Here is an 18,528-nt window from a genome sequence, read left to right as displayed (position 1 = left end):
TTCCGTCCGCCATGGGCGTTCGTGGATTTGTTTCACTAACTTTCAATTCTACAAACTTTAGTAGACCCGGATTATGCCTGAGATTTCTCTCACAACAGACATGCCTTCCATGATGCGGATGGCGTCGTTGAAATGTCTCTCGGTCACAAGATCGGTGATGACCACGATCTCGGCAATACCGTCGTGGCTGCGCTTCTGTACCATCTGGGCGATGCTGACATCGTTGTTGCCCAGGACACCTGCAATATTGGCCAATGCTCCGGCACGGTTCTCTACCTGCAGGCGCAGGAAGAAACGGCTCTTCGTCTCCTCCACATCCAGTACGGGAAGTTTCTTGTGGCTGTCACTGCCAATCTTGCCACAGCTTCCGTGGATAATATTACGCATTACATCAATAACATCACCCAGTACCGCACTGGCGGTAGGCATCTGTCCGGCGCCCCGTCCCATGAACATGGCATCATCACAAGCCTGACCATGAACAAATACGGCATTGAAGGAATCTCTGACCGTGGCAAGAGGATGGCTGTCCGGGATCAATGTGGGATGTACTTTTACTTCAATTCCTTTACCTGTAAGCTTTGTAATACCCAACAGTTTAATCACATAGCCGAATTCTTTTGCATACCGGATATCCTCTGCTGTAATCTTCGTGATGCCTTCCGTATAAACCTGAGGGAACGTCACGCGGGAGCTGAAAGCGATGGATGCCATAATGGCGATCTTGCGTCCCGCATCATAGCCTTCCACGTCCGCTGTGGGATCTGCTTCCGCATAGCCCAGTCTCGTAGCCATATCCAGAGCTTCCTGATAGCCCATACCTTCCTCGGACATTTTGGTCAAAATATAGTTTGTCGTACCGTTGACGATTCCCATGATCTCCGTCAATTGACTTCCCGCCAGGCTCTGACGCAAAGGCCGGATAATGGGAATGGCTCCTGCCACTGCCGCCTCGAATTGTAAGTCGCATTTATTCTCCGTGGCGATCTCAAACAACGGATCCCCATATTCCGCCAGCAGATCCTTGTTGGCGGTGACCACCTGTTTGCCGGCCTTCATGGCTTCTTCCACATAGGTTCTGGCCGGTTCGATGCCGCCCATGACTTCGATGACGATCTGAATCTCGGGATCTTCTAAAATCTCCTGCCAGCTATCTGTAAATAGTTCCTGTGGGATTCCCTCTCTTACCTTTCCCGGATTCCGCACCAGGATCTTTTTGATCTCCAGCTGTGCTCCTGTTTTCAGGCAGATATCTTCTTCCTGCATTCCTGCCAGCTTATACACACCGCTGCCCACGGTTCCTGCTCCCAATAATGCTGCATATATCTTACGGTTCTCGCCCATGATTTCTCCTCTCGTTCTGTAAATACTATCTGGGAAATACAACTATGTATCATTATAACAGACCTGTCTGCCAACACAAGATTTTGCTTACATTGTTTTCAATTTATTTGTTAAATAGTGTATCTTCTGGTAAACATCCTGTCGGATCTGTTCTTTTTCTTCTTCCTCTGTTATTCCCATGAATGTCACTACATCTGTTGGTCCGGCATGCTGTGGCGAAGCAAATTTTTCATCCAGCTTCTGACACATTTCTCTGATCAACTCTCTGTCTGTATAAGGCATAAATTCCTTAACAAGTGTTCTTACGCCTCCCTCATATTTGTCAACCATGTAATATATATCATACGCATCCTTCGGTTTTCCCCTCCCCAGTGCTGCTGTCTTCATGACCAGATAAGGCACCACAGAAATCACTTTCACATGTCCACTGTCCTTTGCTCCATCCTCCCGCATATATTCTATTTTCACATCCGTTGGCGGAAAATCAAATGCAAAATTTCCTCCCGTAGCCGGTAAGGTTTTAATACCATCCACATGTTTGCTTACATTTCCGCCATCGCCGCCATATTTTCCGGACAGGAAATCCACGTCTACGTCATAGGAAACTCCATCTAAAACTATTGTTTTTATAAATGTAAAATATTTTTCTTCATGTCTTCTATACCCATTTTGTGTCAGTATCCGTTTAATCGTCCGATAGCTTTCTGCCTTTTTGATCTCCAGTTGATTCAGCAGAACATCTACATCAATAGAACCTATATGGTCACCGTCCGGGTATAAAAGTGTCGGAACCCATCCTCCTATGATTCTAATATTATCTGAAAACTCATTCAAAAGATTTACGATCTCTCCGAGTACCATGTATGCGGCTGTCTTTTGTCCCTCTGAATAGTCAGTTGCCTTTTTCAGTTCTTCTTTCATCCTCTGTCCTCTCCGGGTATTCTCTGCGCAGGATTGCCTCCGCAGCCTCTTCCCCTCTTCCGGCATCCCCCAGCAGATCAATTACCGTTTGTGCCGGAGAAGTTACTAATGTATCATGAACAGGCTTTGCGTACATACAGGGGGTTTCGTCATGCGGTATCGTTATCACAACATTTCCTCCGGTGTTGACCGGCTGCAATTCCAGATCTTTTACAAATTCCTGAACAAATTGAGGTTCTACATATATTTCGGCTTTTTGATAACGTACTGTCGGCGCATATCGTGCCGCAGCCGAAAAGCCACCTAATATAGCTCCATTATCATGTGTTTTACTCCATTCAGCGGCTGATTGTTCTATCTCCGGAACCGTATCCAAAGAATAAAACTGTAATTTTCTCGCTTCTTTTTGATGATAATCCTTTGCCCATGTATAAAACAGTTCCCTAATGTTCTGCAAACGGAATTCCGTAGTACTCTTATCTATCCAGTCTCTGGCAAGCAAAAAACTTTTCACATTAGATACTGTTCCCAATGCCGTATTGCTCTCCTGAGCCAGCGTTTTCACCTGCCATTTTCGCTCCGGTTCATTCAGCATGGTACGAATAATTGCTGATGCAGCACTTGACGATTTGGATAAGTAATTTTTCTTTTCCCTGTGGGTTATGAACTTGTTATCCTGTCCACTGACATAGAGCAGAAATCTTTTCGTTAAGATATAACAATTTCCGGACAGATCCATATAACTGCATTTTTCCTCTTTCATTGCTCTGGCTGACTGCTCCGAAATATATGGTGCCATAAAAATATAATGCGTTTTATCATCCTGCCGCATCACGATTTCCATAAAATGATTAACGAATCTCTTTTCTCCGTTAGACCTGACTTCAATCACAAATAAAAGAGGCTCATCGCTGTCCTCCAAATACACCTTTGCCTTGAAATCCCCCAACGGTGCATTCTTCTTTTCCAAAAACACCTCGATATCCGAAACAAACGGAATTTCTTTCAGCCGGTTGCAAAATTGTTCTCTGGCCAGTTGCTCATATTGTATTTGTGATAAATTTTGTTTCATCAATTCACCCCTTTTCACCGTTTCGATGAAATAATTATATTTTATGAATCTTACATTGTCAACGGTTTCATCACATATAGAAACACCGCCTTTTTACAAGACGGTGTTTACGTTCTCTACTTTCTTTTCCTATCCCAGAGCCTTTTCCAGTTCGGCAATGACAATCTTCAATGCTTTGATCCGGGCATATTTTTTGTCTACGGATTCCAGAATATGCCAGGGTGCATACTCCGTGCTGGTCTTCTGGAGCATTTCGTTTACGGCATCTTCATACTGATCCCATTTATCCCGGTTGCGCCAGTCTTCGTCCGTGATCTTCCACTGCTTCTCCGGGGTGTTCTGCCGTTCCGTAAAGCGTTCCAGCTGGGTGTCCTTGTCGATCTGCACCCAGAATTTGATGATCACCGCACCCCACTGGGACAATTCCTTCTCGAACTCATTGATCTCATTGTAAGCCCGCTGCCAGTCGTTGGTACTACAGAAGCCTTCCAGCCGTTCTACCATGACGCGTCCGTACCAGGTACGATCAAAAATGGCAATATGTCCGGTCTTAGGAAGTCTCGTCCAGAATCGCCAAAGATAATGTCTCGCTTTCTCGTGTGGTTCCGGGCTGGCGATGGGGTGTACCTCGTAGCCTCTGGGATCCAGTGCTCCCGCGATCCGCTTGATATTGCCGCCCTTGCCTGCGGCATCCCAGCCTTCGTAGGCGATGACTACCGGAATCTTTTTCCGATAAAGGCGGTAATGCAGGGCATTCAGCTTCTTCTGCAGATGACGCAGTTCTTTCTTGTATTCTTCCTCGGAGATTTCCTTGTCCAGTTCCACCTCGGACAGCCTCGGCATCTTCACCAGTGGGAATACATTCTGCAAAATAGGCACAGCAAGGCTCTCATTCTGCATGGCCACATGGATACCGCTGCATAATGTCTCCAGCACTTGTAATTCCGCCCACTTTTTGTCCCCGGAGTCGATAATGTACCACGGAGCTACGGAAGCGTTAGTATCTGTGAGATATTTGTCGAAGACTTCCTCACATTTGTCATAATGCTTGTTCTGCCACCAGTCGTTCTCGCCCACACGCCATGCAGTGTCCTTGTTGCCTTCCAGTTCTTCCAGCCGCTTCTTCTGTTCCTTTTTTCCAATCTGGAAAAAGAGCTTCAACACCAGATAACCGTTGTCCGTCAACTGTCGTTCAAAACGTTTAATGCTCTCGATACGCTCCGCGTACTGCTTATCCGACAATTCACCCCGAAGTCTTCCCTTCGTCACCTCATCCATCCAGCCGGAATCCAGAAATTCGAACTTCCCGGCTTCCGGAATTTTTACAAAATAACGATACAGGAAAGGTTTCCGCTTCTCTTCCTCTGTCGGTGCAGACATGGAAGCCACCTTGAAAAATCGCGGATCGATATTTTTAATAATTCCGCCGATGGTACTGCCCTTGCCGGCCGCACCCCAGCCCTCGATCAGCACCAGCACCGGGAGCTTATGCTCCTTGATCTGCATCTGGAGTCTACCAAGCTCCTCCTGCGCCGCATTCAGTCGTTTTTCCAGTTCCTCTTTTTCCGGCTTCACCGCCGGAATCCACTGTTTCAGCATACTGTAACCACCCTTTCCCGAAATCCTCGTTTACAAACTTACATAAGTTTAGTGTATACCATTTTTAAAAAATATAAAAGCAATTGGGAAATATATTTACAAATATTATTTTTCCATCCGTTCTCTGATATTATTGTAGATTTCCCAGGTCTGCGCATCATCTGCACCGTTTAGAATAACGGTGCTCCCCTCTACTTCCATGACTACATAAGTGTCACAGTCGTTATGAGTATAGCGGATGTAATCTGCGTGGATTTCATCGCGAAAATGTCCCATGGAGTATTTCAAGTTGCCAAAACCGTTCGTCCGGATTGTATTCGTATCCCGGAACATATTCTCTTCGTAAGCAATGCTTTCGATAGCGTCATATTTCACTGTGTAATCCTGCCAGCCCTCCGCCTGAACAGTAAATTCATTTTCTCCGTAACAGATCTCGATTTTTCCCGTATATAACGTCCATACCGTAAATAGCACACATGCGAGCATTATAAACACATAGACCGCAACCACTTTATGGTTGTAGTGTACTGCCAGCCCTTTTCCGGTGCGCAACTTCTTTCTATAATAGAGATAAGAATACAGGATGCTGCCAAAAGCTGCTGCCGTGATAGCGACAATAAACAAAAATAATGCAGCCATGCTGTCACTGAACAGTCCACAGCTCATACTCAACAGTCCTGCTGCCACCCATATTTTCCCACTGAAGCGGTGCGTGGCATTCCAGTTCTCCTCATCCTGCAATGTCCATACGACGCGGATGCCGATGGTGCGGTTCGGTTTCACCTTGGGCAGATAATTGCCCACAATAACAAATAGCAATCCCATTCCGACATACAAAATTACCATGAGCAGATTCTCTTTCCTTACACCCATATCAATCCATCTGGCGATACCGTTATAGAGCAATGTCATTCCCGGCACGATCCACGTAACCATTCTTATGACCTTATCACTCTGCTGTCTGTTTCTGTTGTCGTAAAAAGTTACTGCCATTACTACCACATAAGTCACTGCAAAAGTGCCGTTTACCCACAGACTGTTCTCACAGGTATATCCCAATATCATTCCCATGCACATAACAAATACCGAGCAGATCAGCCTGCCTTTATTTTTCTGTATCATTTCCTTCATTATCCAATGCTCCTTTCAAATCTGTGATCCATAACATGATTTCTTCCAGCACGGAAGCATTCAATTCATAATAAATAAACTTTCCTTCCCGCTTGTCCCGGATCAGATCTGCCTCCTTTAGCACCGACAAATGCCTCGATATGGAAGCCCCCGTCACCGGAAAATGTTCGCAGATCTCTCCTGCCGACAATCGACCGTTTTTCAGAAGATTTAGTATTTCACGCCTTATAGGATCTGCCAGCGCTTTCAATGTATCCTGTATTCCCAAAAATGAATCACATCCTTTCATCCAAACGTTTAACATTTAACCTAATTGTTAAATATATCGTATCATGCGGATTATTTAATGTCAACAGCTTCACAGATCAAGGCAGATACTTATTTCTGCGTATGGATACATCTGTACATAAAAATCCCTCCGTCTTATGACGAAGGGATCTCATTCTTCTCTATACTTCCGTACCATCTTCCGGCAGTCCCCTTAAGAACACCACTGCCACCGGCAATGACAAAACCGCAGATAAAATATCGGACACCGGCTGTGACCACTGGATGCCCCGAATTCCCCAGAACGCCGTCAGGATCAGCAGTGCCGGAATGTAGATAGTGCCACTTCGGAAGGAGGCTAAGATCGTCGCCCTGCCGCCCTTTCCGATGGACTGAAACAGCATGTTGCCGCAGATACATACCGGAATAAACGGCAGTGTCAGACACTGGATCTGCAACGCATAAAATGCGATCTCATAGGCATCCATATCCGTAAGGAATTCCAGCAACAGCTCTCTGCGGAACACATACACCACCCCTGCAAACACTGCCATGGTCACCAGGCTGGCGCACAGGGTGAACCAGAACGCTTTCCTTACACGGGAATACTTCTTTGCCCCGTAATTGAATGACGATACCGGCTGGAAGCCCTGACCGATGCCCAGTGCCACACTAAATACGAAATTGAAAATACGGGACACCACGCTCATGGCAGCAATGGCAATATCTCCGTAGACAGCTGCCTGTGCATTCAACACCATGGTGGACACGCTGGCCAGTCCCTGCCGCATCATACTGGGGAAGCCTGCTGTAAGAATATTCTTATGCACGGCAAATTCCCAGGTAAAATATTTCGGTGCCAGGCTGCTCTGGGTCTTGCCCCTCAGGAAAAAGAGCAACAGAATCCCAAAGGATATGTACTGAGAAATCATGGTGGAAAGTGCGGCTCCACGGATGCCAAGATTGCACCCCCACATAAGGATGGCATCTCCCGCCATATTTAAGATACCACCAGAGACCAGTCCTACCATGGCCAGATTCGCATAGCCTTCATACCGAAGCACATTGTTCATCACACAGCTGGATGCCATGGCCGGTGCCGACAACAAGATATAAAAGGCATAGATTCTCGCATAGGGAAGGATGGTCTCCGTACTCCCTAGCAGTCTGCAAAGTCCGTTCAGATCGGCAATACCGATTACCGCTATCAGCAATCCCGCTCCTGCCGCCAGATAAAATCCCGTTGCGGAAAAAGCTTTCGCTCGCTCCTTTTCATGAGCTCCTAACAACCGGCTGATATTGCTTCCGGCGCCATGACCGAACATGAATCCGAACGCCTGAATAATTGCCATCAAGCCAAACACCACACCTACCGCTCCGGTGGCACTGGTGCCTAACTGGCTTACGAACCAGGTATCCACCATATTATACAGATTCGTGATCAGCATACTGATGGTGGTGGGCAGTCCCAGCTCCAGGATCAGCCGCGCCACCGGTTCCTCGGTGAGCCTTTTATACTGTTTTTCCTCTTTTGTCAAAGTTGTATCGTTCATGTTCCCTGACTCCTATAAGTGTCATCGCACATTTTTCCATGCGATTCTCTATCTGCTTATTTTTACTATTATATGTTTCTTTCTCTCAATCCAACTACCGTATCTCCATGCATGATTCGGTGTAGCTACTGAGTTTTGACCTAAGCAGCTGTCTTACCCTCATGCATAGCCTGATATGCGATTACTACATCGGAACAGAGATTTGCCGGGCGGATTCCGGACTTGCACCGGTTAGAAACGTGCGCTGCGGGTGCACCACAGCGAAAAATAGCGTCTGTCCGTTCGGACACGACGCTATTATAGAAGATTCTTTTAAAAAATGTAAGCCCTTTCAAAATTTTTCCTGAAATTTAATAATTGACCTTTTACAGCTTCTCACTGAAATAGCTCTTATAGCCCTCCCCGAAGATCTCCGTGGCACTGGTGACGATCATAAATGCCAGGGGATCCTCTTCCTTTACGATCTCTTCCGCCTTGGGAGAAATGTTTTTCTTCATGGCACACATGATGACGCTCTTCTCCTTGCCGCTGTAGGCACCACTGCCCTGTACATAAGTTACACCAATGTCCAGCTCCTCCAAAAGTCTCCCTGCGATTTTTTCCGCATGGTCGCTGATAATATAGATCAGCTTTGCCTCATCTCTTCCGTATAGTACCACATCTAGCACTACAGAGGTAACAATGACCACGATACCGGCATACAGTGCCTTGTCAATATTCTGGAAGACAAATGCTGAAGCGATAACAATGACAGCATCCGTCAGGAAAAACAGCGCTCCGGTCTTGAGAAACGGAAACTTTATCCGTAGCAGCTTGATAATGATATCCGTGCCGCCGGTGGTGGAGCCTGCCTTGAACACCCATCCCATGGATACGGCCATCAGGGCACTGCCACACAGGGAGGCCAGAAGTGGATCCACCGTCACTGCTCCCACCGGTGTCAGCAGGTTCGTAAACAGAGAGGTCATTGCCGTACAATAGATTGTAGACAGAATAAACCGCAGTCCGAATTTCCAGATACCGATCAGCAGGATCGGTATATTGATGAGCAGCATCCAGGTACCGGTCTCAATGCCGAACAGACGATTTAAGATAATAGCGATACCGGTGATTCCACCGGGTGCCAGGGAGTTCGGATCCAAAAATAAGCTGACGGATACCGCATAGACAAAGGATGCCACCGTGATCATCACATAATCCCAGAGCATCTGTAAGGGTGTCTTTTTGTCCAGTCTCTGTATTTCCAGTTCTTTTTCTGTCTTCTTTGCCATAACTTTTTTCTCCATTCCATACAAAAGCCGCATATCTATAATATGCGGCTTTTATCGGTGATACATTCACTTCTTTTCAAATCTTAAAACTTAGATATTGGCTCTTACCACTTTGGGCTGATAGCCTTCTTTTTCCAGAGCGGCAATGATCTCATTCTTATGCTCGGTGCCGAATGCTTCCAGTGTGATACGCAGCTCCACAGCAGCACTGCGGTTGATGGATACAAACTGGTTGTGCTCCAGCTTGATGACATTACCGTTGACTCCGGCAATAATACCGGATACTCTGCACAGCTCACCGGGCTTGTCGGGAAGCAGTACGGATACGGTGAAGATACGGTCTCTTAAGATCAGACCCTGCTGTACTACGGAAGACATGGTGATGACATCCATGTTACCGCCACTCAGGATAGATACAATACGCTTATCCTTCACATTTAACTGCTTTAAGGCTGCTACCGTCAGCAGACCGGAATTCTCCACGATCATCTTGTGATTCTCTACCATATCCAGAAAAGCTACTACCAGATCCTCATCCTCTACGGTGATCACATCGTCCAGATTCTTCTGTAAGTACGGGAAGATCTTGCTGCCAGGAGTCTTTACCGCGGTACCGTCTGCGATGGTGTTGACCTTGGACAATGTGGTAACCTTGCCGTTCTTTAAGGATACCTGCATGCAGTTAGCTCCTGCGGGCTCTACGCCGATGACCTTGATCTTCGGATTCAGCAGTTTTGCCAGTGTGGAAACACCGGTTGCCAGTCCGCCGCCACCGATAGGAACCAGAATATAATCTACCAGCGGAAGCTCTTTGAAGATCTCCATGGCAATGGTACCCTGACCGGTAGCTACGGTCAGATCATCAAAAGGATGGATGAAAGTATATCCGTGCTCTTCTGCCAGCTCATATGCCTTTGCGCAGGCCTCATCATAGACATCGCCATGCAGTACTACCTCTGCTCCATAGCCTCTGGTACGGTTTACCTTGATCAAAGGTGTCGTGGTGGGCATTACGATGGTTGCCTTGCTTCCATAGCATTTTGCCGCATAAGCCACGCCCTGGGCATGGTTGCCTGCAGAGGCGGTGATCAGTCCCTTGGCGCGCTCTTCATCGGTCAGAGTGCTCATTTTGTAATAAGCGCCTCTTAACTTGTAAGCTCCGGTAAACTGTAAGTTCTCGGGCTTTAAGTATACGCGGTTGCCGGTCTGGGCACTGAAATAATCACTGTATACCAGTTTGGTCTCTAAAGTAACTTTTTTAACGATCTCACTTGCTTCTTCAAATTTCTCTAAAGTCAACATTTCTTCCTGCATTTTTCTTCCCATGCCTTTCTGTCACACTTTCTTTGGTCTGCCTGTTTATTATTCTTCCGCGTCTGTCTCTCCGGCTTCTTCCTCCGGCAGATGCAGTTCTCCGATGTCATCCATATTCACATCAAACAACGCATTTACAAATTCATCGGAATTGAATTTCTGGAGATCCTCGATGGATTCTCCCACACCGATATATTTTACCGGAACCTTCAGTTCGGACTGGATGGCCACAGCGATACCGCCTTTGGCCGTTCCGTCCATCTTGGTCAGGATGATACCCGTAAGATCCGCCACCTCACCGAATTCTCTTGCCTGCACCAGAGCATTCTGTCCCGTGGTGCCGTCCAGCACGATCAGATTCTCTCTGTGGGCATTGGGGAATTCCTTGTCGATGATACGGTTCATCTTACGAAGTTCTTCCATCAGGTTCTTTTTATTGTGCAATCTGCCGGCGGTATCTACAAGAAGCACATCCACGCCTCGTGCCTTCGCCGCATTCACGGCATCAAACACCACGCTGGCGGGATCCGCACCTTCTTTTCCGCCGATCATGGGAACATCCGCCCGGGATGCCCACTCTGCCAGCTGGTCTCCCGCTGCGGCACGGAAAGTATCCGCTGCGGCAATAAGGACTTTCCTGCCCTCATCCTTTAATTTACCGGCCAGCTTGCCGACGGAAGTGGTCTTCCCCACACCGTTGACACCGATGACCATGATCACGGACTGTTCCTTCTCAAAATCATAGGCAGTCTCATCCACCTGCATCTGCTCCTTGATACTTTCAATCAGAAGCTGTTTGCATTCGGAAGGTTCCTTGATATGTTTTTCCTTCACCTGCTGTTTCAGTCTCTCCACGATAGCGGTGGTGGCATTCACACCGATATCTCCCATAATGAGGATTTCTTCCAGCTCTTCATAGAAATCATCATCAATGGCGGAGAAACCGCTGAAGACCGAATCAATTCCCCGTACAATGTTGTCACGGGTCTTGGTCAGTCCTTCTTTCAGCCTCGCAAAAAAGCCTTTCTTTTCCTCACTCATCCCATTTCCTCCAATCAGCATTCTATCCAGAAAAAGCTTGCGTTTTTCTTGTATGAAACTTAGAACTTCTTCACGAAAGAGCCTTTGCTCTGAGTGATTAGAAGTTCTTTTCATACTCTAATCATCCAGATCTTTATCAATGAGGTTAACACTGACTAAAGTAGATACACCCTTCTCCTGCATGGTGATACCATACAGTCTGTCCACCTGTTCCATCGTACCGCGTCTGTGGGTAATGACAATGAACTGAGTGTTCTTGGTCAGCTTATGTAAATACTTAGCGAAACGGCCTACGTTGGAGTCATCCAACGCCGCCTCGATCTCGTCCAACAGACAGAACGGAGAGGGCTTTAAGTTCTGGATGGCAAACAACAGGGAAATAGCGGACAATGCCTTTTCTCCACCGGACAGCTGCATCATGTTCTGAAGCTTCTTTCCGGGGGGCTGTGCGATGATGCGGATGCCTGCTTCCAGAATATCCTCATCCTCCATCAGTTCCAGTGTTCCCTTACCACCACCGAAGAGTTCCTTGAATACCTTATCGAACTCTCTGCTGATTTCTGCAAATTTCTCCGTGAACTGTTTACGCATGGCGGTATCCAGTTCTTCGATGATGCCTTCCAGCGTCTTCTCCGCTTCCACCAGATCATCATGCTGGGTCTTCATAAAGGTATAACGCTCCATCAGATTCCTGTAATCCTCAATGGCGTTGACATTGACATTACCTAACTTCCGGATCTCATCTTTCAGACCGCTGATCTCACGCTTCATGGCGGGCAGATCATTCATCTCTTCATTGCGAAGGCCTGCCGCATCACTCAGGGTAATCTCATACTCATCCCACATGTAATTGATCTGGCCTTCGATATTGTCTTCCAGCTTTTTCTTCTGTTCACTCAGACGATAGACTTCTTTGTCCAGAGCATTCATGCGCTCTGACATTTCTTCTCTGCTCTGGAAGAAGCCTTTCTGCTTTGCAGACAATTCTTCTTTCTTTGCAATATCCTCGTCCAGCTTTTTCTTGGAAGCATCCTGATTCTCATGGGAAGCCGCGATGGTCTTCTCAATCTCCAGGATATTGTTCTTCTTGCGTTCCACTTCCTGCGCATTTTCCGTCAGAGCTTCTAAAATCTCATTAAGCTCTGCCTGTGCACGCTCCAGTTCGCCGCCTATACGGTCTACATTGGCCTGTTTGTAATCCAGAGCCTGACGCATCTTCTCGACTTTTACTTCCCATTCTCCGGCATGGGCGGAAGCTTCACTCTCTTCCAGTCTGCAGCCTTCCAGTTCCTTCTGGAAGACAAGAATCTGTTCCTGAGTGGTTTTCTCCAGTTCTTCACTTGCAGCCAGTTCCTGTACGATTGATTCCTTGCTGGAACGGATCTCGAAGATCTTGGTCTCGATCTCCTGTTCCTCCAGCTTCAGGGACTGTGCACTCTCTGCCTCTTCTTCCATACGTTCTCTGGCCTGGGAAATATTTAATCTTGCGGTATTCTGCTCAATGGACTTGCGCTGCATCTCGGTCTTCAATGCTTCCAGATCCATACGCAGCTTATTTCGTTTGCTCTTGGTGTCTTCAATCTTCTGGTTATAGGTCTTGATGTCATCGGAGAGTTTTTTCACCTTTTTCTCCAGTTCATCCATCTCACGACGTCTTCCCAGGAGATTACTGTTATTCTTAAATGCACCGCCGCTGATGGCACCGCCGGGAACTAAGAGTTCGCCTTCCAATGTGACCATACGGATGCCGTAATCGAATTTTCTTGCGATCTTCACGGCATTGTCCACGTTGTCTACGACCACGATACGTCCCAGCATGGCCTTGGCCACATTGCGGTATTCTTTTTCCGTATTTACCAGTTCATCCGCCATACCGATGACACCTTTTTCCTTCAGGGCCTCGGGATTTTTGAATTCCTGAGGTTTGGTAATACTGGTCAGGGGAAGGAATGTGGCTCTTCCGAGGCGGTTCTGCTTTAAGAATCCGATCATATGCTTGGCGGTCTCTTCGTTATCCGTTACGATATTCTGAATATTACCACCCAGAGCGGTCTCGATGGCGGTCTCATATTTGGCTTCTACCTGAATAATATCCGCTACAACACCGATGATACCTTTTTCTTTTTCCTTCTGCTCCATGACCTTCTTGACGCTGCCACCGTAGCCGTCATACCGCTCGGTGATATTGGTCAGGGCTTCCAGTTTGGACTGCTCCTGATGGAAACGGTTCTGTGTCTCCCGCAGCTTCGCATCTAAGCCTGTGAGATTCTCACGGATATTGCCCAGCTCCAGTTCGGATGCTGCTTCCTGTTCGGTCATCTGCCGCAGTTCTTCGGTCACAGTCTCGAAGGTCTCTTCCAGCTTCTTGATTGTCTCTTCTCTGGCAGCCTCATCGGATTTGGCACGAAGCAGTCTGGAATTCAACTCTGCCTTGCGGATATTGATCTGCTCCATCATAGTATCGAAACGTCCCATCTTGGACTTGATGGTAGCCCGCTGGTTCAGCTCGCCGATGATGGTATTTTTCCCGGCCTCAATATTATTATTGAGTTCGGTGATCTTGTTCTGGATAGCTTCCAGATCAGCCTTTGCTTTTGCCGCAGCTTCTGCAATCTCCTGCACCTGGGTATCCGTATCCTTTTTATCGGTTAAGATATCCTGCTTTTCCTGCTCTTTGCCGGCAATCTCCTCTTCCAGGGCTGCCTTACGATTGTTCAGATGGTTCTCACTGCCGTGTGCGGAATTGATCTGCTCCTTTAAGACATTGATCTCACCCTCTAACTTACCGCGCATCAGACCGGTATCCGTCAGTTGTTCCCTGGCGGCTTCGATAGCGGTATCCAGACTCTCAATCTCCTGCTGGATCCGTTCGTATTCTTCCTTGATACCCTCATATTTTTCACCGGTCTCAACAAGTTCCGTGCTTGCCAGATTGTATTTTTCTTCTGCGGAAGCAAGCTGTTCTCTCAGTCTCTTATTTTCCAATAAGAACACGTTGATATCTAGGGATTTCAACTCTTCCTTTTTTCTCAGATAGACCTTTGCCACCTCGGACTGCTTCTCCAGAGGTCCTACCTGCTTTTCCAGTTCGGACAGAATATCATTCACACGCACCAGATTCTGTTTTTCGTTCTCCAGCTTTGTCTGGGCCGCTGCTTTCCTGCGTTTAAATTTCACGATACCGGCAGCCTCATCGAACAGTTCACGCCGTTCCTCGGGCTTACCGCTTAAGATCTTGTCGATCTGGCCCTGTCCGATAATGGAATAGCCCTCCTTACCGATACCGGTATCATAGAACAGCTCATTGACATCCTTTAATCTGCAGGGAGTACCATTGATCAGATATTCACTTTCTCCGGAACGGTAGATCCGTCTCGCCACTGTAACTTCGTCATAGTCGATCGCCAGCTGGTGATCGCTGTTGTCCAGAGTAATGGCAACATAAGCATAGCTCAACGGCTTTCTGGTCTCTGTTCCCGAGAAAATAACATCCTGCATACTGGCACCACGCAGCTGTTTGATGCGTTGTTCTCCCAGCACCCATCTTACCGCGTCCGCAACGTTACTCTTACCGCTACCGTTAGGTCCTACGATACCGGTGATTCCGTTGTGGAACTGAAATACGATCTTATTGGCAAATGATTTGAACCCGTGGATCTCAATACTTTTTAAATACATATCCTCTATCCCTCAATAGCAGAAGCGCCTCATAAGCTGCCTGCTGTTCTGCCGCTTTTTTTGTTCTTCCCTGCCCACGGCCAAGGCATTCTCCCTCCATGTCGATCTCTACCACGAAGGTTTTGTCGTGTTCCGGTCCGCTCTCCTCTAACAGCCGGTACTCGAACTCTTTTTTGAGTTTTCCTTGGATCAATTCCTGGAGATTGCTCTTACTGTCATAGAAAAGACGCTTGTCCTCTAAATCCGACAGAATAAAGCGGTCAATAAAAGCCTTGGCAGGCTGCATGCCACCATCCAGATAAATGGCACCGATCATAGCTTCCATACCGTCAGAGGTGATGCTGTCTCTGCGTCTGCCGCCGGTATTCTCTTCGCCTTTACCCAAAAGCATAAACTGTCCCAGCTCCAGGTCTCTGGCACAGAATGCCAGGGAAGGCTCGCACACCATGGAGGCGCGCATCTTGGTCAGCTCGCCCTCCGGAACATCCGGGTGTTCCCGAAACAGGAAGTCGCTGGATACCAGCTCCAGTACGGCATCTCCCAGGAATTCGATGCGCTCATAGTTCTCTGTCTTGTTGATCTTTTGTTCATTGGTATAGGAGCTGTGGGTCAGAGCCTGCTTCAGCAATGCTTTGTTGTGAAAGCAATAGCCGATGCGCTGCTCCAGCACGTCCATTGTATAACCATCCAACATTTTCTTGTCCTCACAAATGCTAATAGTTCAAACCCAGTAGTCACAATCAAGATAAGAATAAGCAGACCGTAAGCAGACGTCGGTACTTAGCGAGGGTATTATCCTCGCTTATGTACCGCTACGCTCTGCGACAGAGCGAGAGCGTGTCGCGTTTCTTACCTTGATTGGGGCTACGGAAGTTCGACATCATCATATAAACCGAAAAACAGGAACAGTGCCTTGTGAGCAAGCTCTCGGTCACAGTTCCTGTTTTGTCTTTGCATGGCTCGTAGCTTTACTAGTTCACTGCGTTCTTGATCATCTCTACAGCGTCTTCTACTGTAGTAACCTGCTCTGCGGTCTCAGCAGGGATCTCGATATCGAACTCTTCCTCGATGCCCATGATGATCTGGTATACATCGAGGGAATCAGCACCCAGGTCATCCTGGAATGTGGTCTCCATGGTGATCTCATCGGGATCTACATTTAATACCTCAGCAATAATTTTCTTTAACTTTTCGAATTCCATAACAGTTCCTTCTTTCCAAATATTTTGTAATTTTAATTATTTTCTGCAGCCTTATCTTCCAGACCGATCTGCTCTTTGATCTTTTCGTTGATCTTCTCTTCCTTAAATGCGATGCATTGCAGGATGGAGTTCTTCACTTCCACAGCCTTGCTGCTTCCGTGGGTCTTCACTACCAGACCGTTTAAGCCAAGCAGCGGAGCTCCTCCGTACTGGGAGGTATCGAAGCTCTTCAAGGTCTTCTTCAGCGCGGGCTTTACTAACAGTGCGCCGATCTTACTGCGCAGTGTGGACATCATTCCCTGCTTTACCTGATGCAGCAGTGCGGAGCTGACGCCCTCGTACATTTTCAGTACCACATTGCCGACAAACGCTTCACAGACGATGACATCTGCCACACCTGCCGGAATATCTCTGGCTTCTACGCTTCCAATAAAGTTGATCTCGGGACAATTCTTCAATAGAGGGAAAGTCTCCTTGACCAGCGCATTACCCTTCTCTTCCTCAGCACCGATATTCACAATACCGACTTTGGGATTCTTAACGCCCATAACGCTTTCCATATAGACACTGCCCATCTTGGCAAACTGTACTAACATGGAAGGTCTTGCGTCCACATTGGCACCACAGTCCAGCAAAAGGCTGACACCGTTCTCCGTAGGGATCAGGGGAGCCAAAGGAGGTCTCTCCACGCCACGGATACGGCCTACGATCACCTGTCCGCCTACCAGTACTGCACCGGTACTTCCTGCGGATACGAAAGCATCGCATTCACCGTTCTTCACCATATACATGGCTTTGACAATGGAAGAATCCTTCTTACGGCGGATCGCCATAACCGGAGGTTCTGCAGTCTCGATGACTTCTTCGGCATGTACGACTTCCAGCTGTTCTGCATCGTAGGTATATGCCTTTAATTCTTCCCGGATCACCGGCTCCTTACCTACCAGGAATACTTTGACACGTTTGTCCGCATTGACAGCCTCTACAGCGCCCTTTACGATCTCGGTGGGAGCATTATCTCCTCCCATCGCATCTACAGCAACATTTACATATTCTGCCATTTCGTCGTTCCTTTACCTGTTTGTGTTTATCCGCTCATCATCAAACCGCTCCGTGGATCGCACCAAACAGTTTGATGATGGCAGATTCATTCTTACTATACTAAAGGCGTATATAAAAAGCAAGTGATTTTTTTGTGAAAGCAAAAGGAGATTCCATCCGGAATCTCCTCTTCTCTTTTCACTTAATTTCGCTTCATTGATTTATCAATTAATCAACGCTTACGACCTGCTTCTTATTGTAAGAACCGCAAGCCTTGCAAACTCTGTGAGGCATCATCAGTGCACCACATTTGCTGCACTTTACCAATGTAGGAGCGCTCATTTTCCAGTTTGCTCTTCTCTTATCTCTTCTACCTTTGGAAGATTTATTCTTAGGACAAATAGACATCGTTACACCTCCTTATTCGCGTTGAAGATATCTTGGATTGCTGCCATACGAGGATCCGGTACGAAAGTATCGCAACCACATTCCTTCAGATTCCTGTTCTGACCACATACAGGGCAGATACCCTTGCAGTCTTCCTTACACAGGATCTTTGCCGGCCAATTCACCAGAATTTCATCGTACACAAAAGCCTCTACATCCAGCTGCCATCCATCCATAAAGCTCTGCTCGGTATCTTCTTCCTCACTTACTTCCGCTTCCGGAGAATAAACGATTCTGTCAAACTTAAGCTTCATTGCTGTAGGTACTTCAGTAAGGCACCTGTCACATTTCGTGTCAAAGGTAAGCTCTGCAGTGCCGGTTACTTTTGCCTTGTTCACACCGATGTTGGTAAAAGTAAGATTAATGGGTGTCTTCTCCGTAATAGAGAAATCTCCCTGGCGGCTCTTAAAGCTTGTCATCTCAAGCGGAATGGCAACAGTCTCTACCTTGCCTTCGGATGTTAATACATCAGATAAACTTACTAACATAGCGACTCCTATGCAATATGTTGCGTAGAAAACACAAGTCTCCTACGATGTGTTGATTCACACACTGACTTATTATACATATGGTATGTGCTTTTGTCAACAAAATTTTGTGGGATTTTCATACTATTTTCTTATAATGCACGATTGCTCTACGAAGCA

16 protein-coding genes are annotated in these 18,528 nt (G+C 47.1%); all 16 read right to left on the bottom strand.

Annotated elements, in window-relative coordinates:
• Positions 1-57: 57 nt before the first annotated feature.
• The 16 genes from DW835_RS14915 to DW835_RS14840 all read right to left on the bottom strand — a co-directional run bounded on the left by DW835_RS14915 (position 58) and on the right by DW835_RS14840 (position 18,369).
• Positions 58-1,344 (bottom strand): homoserine dehydrogenase, encoded by a 1,287-nt coding sequence (locus tag DW835_RS14915; RefSeq protein ID WP_118731374.1) that lies wholly within the window; start codon positions 1,342-1,344, stop codon positions 58-60.
• Positions 1,345-1,431: 87 nt separating this feature from the next.
• Positions 1,432-2,265, bottom strand: a complete 834-nt coding sequence (locus DW835_RS14910; protein ID WP_118731373.1) for a hypothetical protein — start codon at positions 2,263-2,265, stop codon at positions 1,432-1,434.
• Positions 2,237-3,337 carry a type IV toxin-antitoxin system AbiEi family antitoxin gene (locus tag DW835_RS14905; RefSeq protein WP_118731372.1) on the bottom strand — a complete coding sequence of 367 codons (1,101 nt, stop codon included), beginning with the start codon at positions 3,335-3,337 and terminating at the stop codon, positions 2,237-2,239. The genes DW835_RS14910 and DW835_RS14905 overlap by 29 nt, the downstream gene beginning before the upstream one ends.
• Before the next feature lie 129 nt (positions 3,338-3,466).
• On the bottom strand, positions 3,467-4,936 hold the full coding sequence (gene pap, locus DW835_RS14900; protein ID WP_118731371.1) for a polyphosphate:AMP phosphotransferase: 1,470 nt from the start codon (positions 4,934-4,936) through the stop codon (positions 3,467-3,469).
• A gap of 105 nt (positions 4,937-5,041) precedes the next feature.
• Complete coding sequence (locus DW835_RS14895) at positions 5,042-6,067, bottom strand: SdpI family protein (protein ID WP_118731370.1); 1,026 nt, start codon at positions 6,065-6,067, stop codon at positions 5,042-5,044.
• Positions 6,042-6,335 carry an autorepressor SdpR family transcription factor gene (locus DW835_RS14890; RefSeq protein WP_118505316.1) on the bottom strand — a complete coding sequence of 98 codons (294 nt, stop codon included), beginning with the start codon at positions 6,333-6,335 and terminating at the stop codon, positions 6,042-6,044. The genes DW835_RS14895 and DW835_RS14890 overlap by 26 nt, the downstream gene beginning before the upstream one ends.
• Positions 6,336-6,516: 181 nt before the next feature.
• Complete coding sequence (locus tag DW835_RS14885) at positions 6,517-7,887, bottom strand: MATE family efflux transporter (protein WP_118731369.1); 1,371 nt, start codon at positions 7,885-7,887, stop codon at positions 6,517-6,519.
• 365 nt (positions 7,888-8,252) lie between these two features.
• Complete coding sequence (locus tag DW835_RS14880) at positions 8,253-9,158, bottom strand: YitT family protein (RefSeq protein ID WP_227733350.1); 906 nt, start codon at positions 9,156-9,158, stop codon at positions 8,253-8,255.
• Positions 9,159-9,248: 90 nt separating this feature from the next.
• Entirely contained in the window at positions 9,249-10,460 is a 1,212-nt protein-coding gene (ilvA, locus tag DW835_RS14875) for a threonine ammonia-lyase (RefSeq protein WP_118731375.1), read from the bottom strand.
• 60 nt (positions 10,461-10,520) lie between these two features.
• The gene (gene ftsY / locus DW835_RS14870) at positions 10,521-11,513 is read right to left on the bottom strand and encodes a signal recognition particle-docking protein FtsY (RefSeq protein WP_118539889.1); all 993 of its coding nucleotides are present in this window, start codon (positions 11,511-11,513) and stop codon (positions 10,521-10,523) included.
• 117 nt (positions 11,514-11,630) lie between these two features.
• Positions 11,631-15,191: a chromosome segregation protein SMC gene (gene smc, locus DW835_RS14865; RefSeq protein WP_118731367.1), complete on the bottom strand. Its 3,561-nt coding sequence runs from the start codon at positions 15,189-15,191 to the stop codon at positions 11,631-11,633.
• On the bottom strand, positions 15,172-15,885 hold the full coding sequence (rnc, locus tag DW835_RS14860) for a ribonuclease III (RefSeq protein WP_022154377.1): 714 nt from the start codon (positions 15,883-15,885) through the stop codon (positions 15,172-15,174). Before rnc ends, smc begins: the two co-directional genes overlap by 20 nt.
• Positions 15,886-16,162: 277 nt before the next feature.
• Positions 16,163-16,393 (bottom strand): acyl carrier protein, encoded by a 231-nt coding sequence (acpP, locus tag DW835_RS14855; RefSeq protein WP_022154378.1) that lies wholly within the window; start codon positions 16,391-16,393, stop codon positions 16,163-16,165.
• Between the two features lie 32 nt (positions 16,394-16,425).
• Positions 16,426-17,454, bottom strand: a complete 1,029-nt coding sequence (gene plsX / locus DW835_RS14850; RefSeq protein WP_117466973.1) for a phosphate acyltransferase PlsX — start codon at positions 17,452-17,454, stop codon at positions 16,426-16,428.
• A 208-nt stretch (positions 17,455-17,662) separates the two neighbouring features.
• The gene (gene rpmF, locus DW835_RS14845; protein ID WP_022154380.1) at positions 17,663-17,842 is read right to left on the bottom strand and encodes a 50S ribosomal protein L32; all 180 of its coding nucleotides are present in this window, start codon (positions 17,840-17,842) and stop codon (positions 17,663-17,665) included.
• Positions 17,843-17,844: 2 nt separating this feature from the next.
• A complete protein-coding gene (locus tag DW835_RS14840; protein ID WP_117466975.1) occupies positions 17,845-18,369 on the bottom strand; it encodes a DUF177 domain-containing protein in 525 nt (174 codons plus the stop codon).
• Positions 18,370-18,528 lie beyond the last annotated feature (159 nt).

It is taken from the genome of Clostridium sp. AM34-9AC (assembly GCF_003480225.1).
In the GTDB taxonomy this organism is placed as follows: Bacteria; Bacillota; Clostridia; order Lachnospirales; family Lachnospiraceae; genus Acetatifactor; species Acetatifactor acetigignens.
The sequence above is the reverse complement of the archived record's forward strand: the minus strand, read 5'-3'. Positions and strand labels throughout refer to the sequence as shown.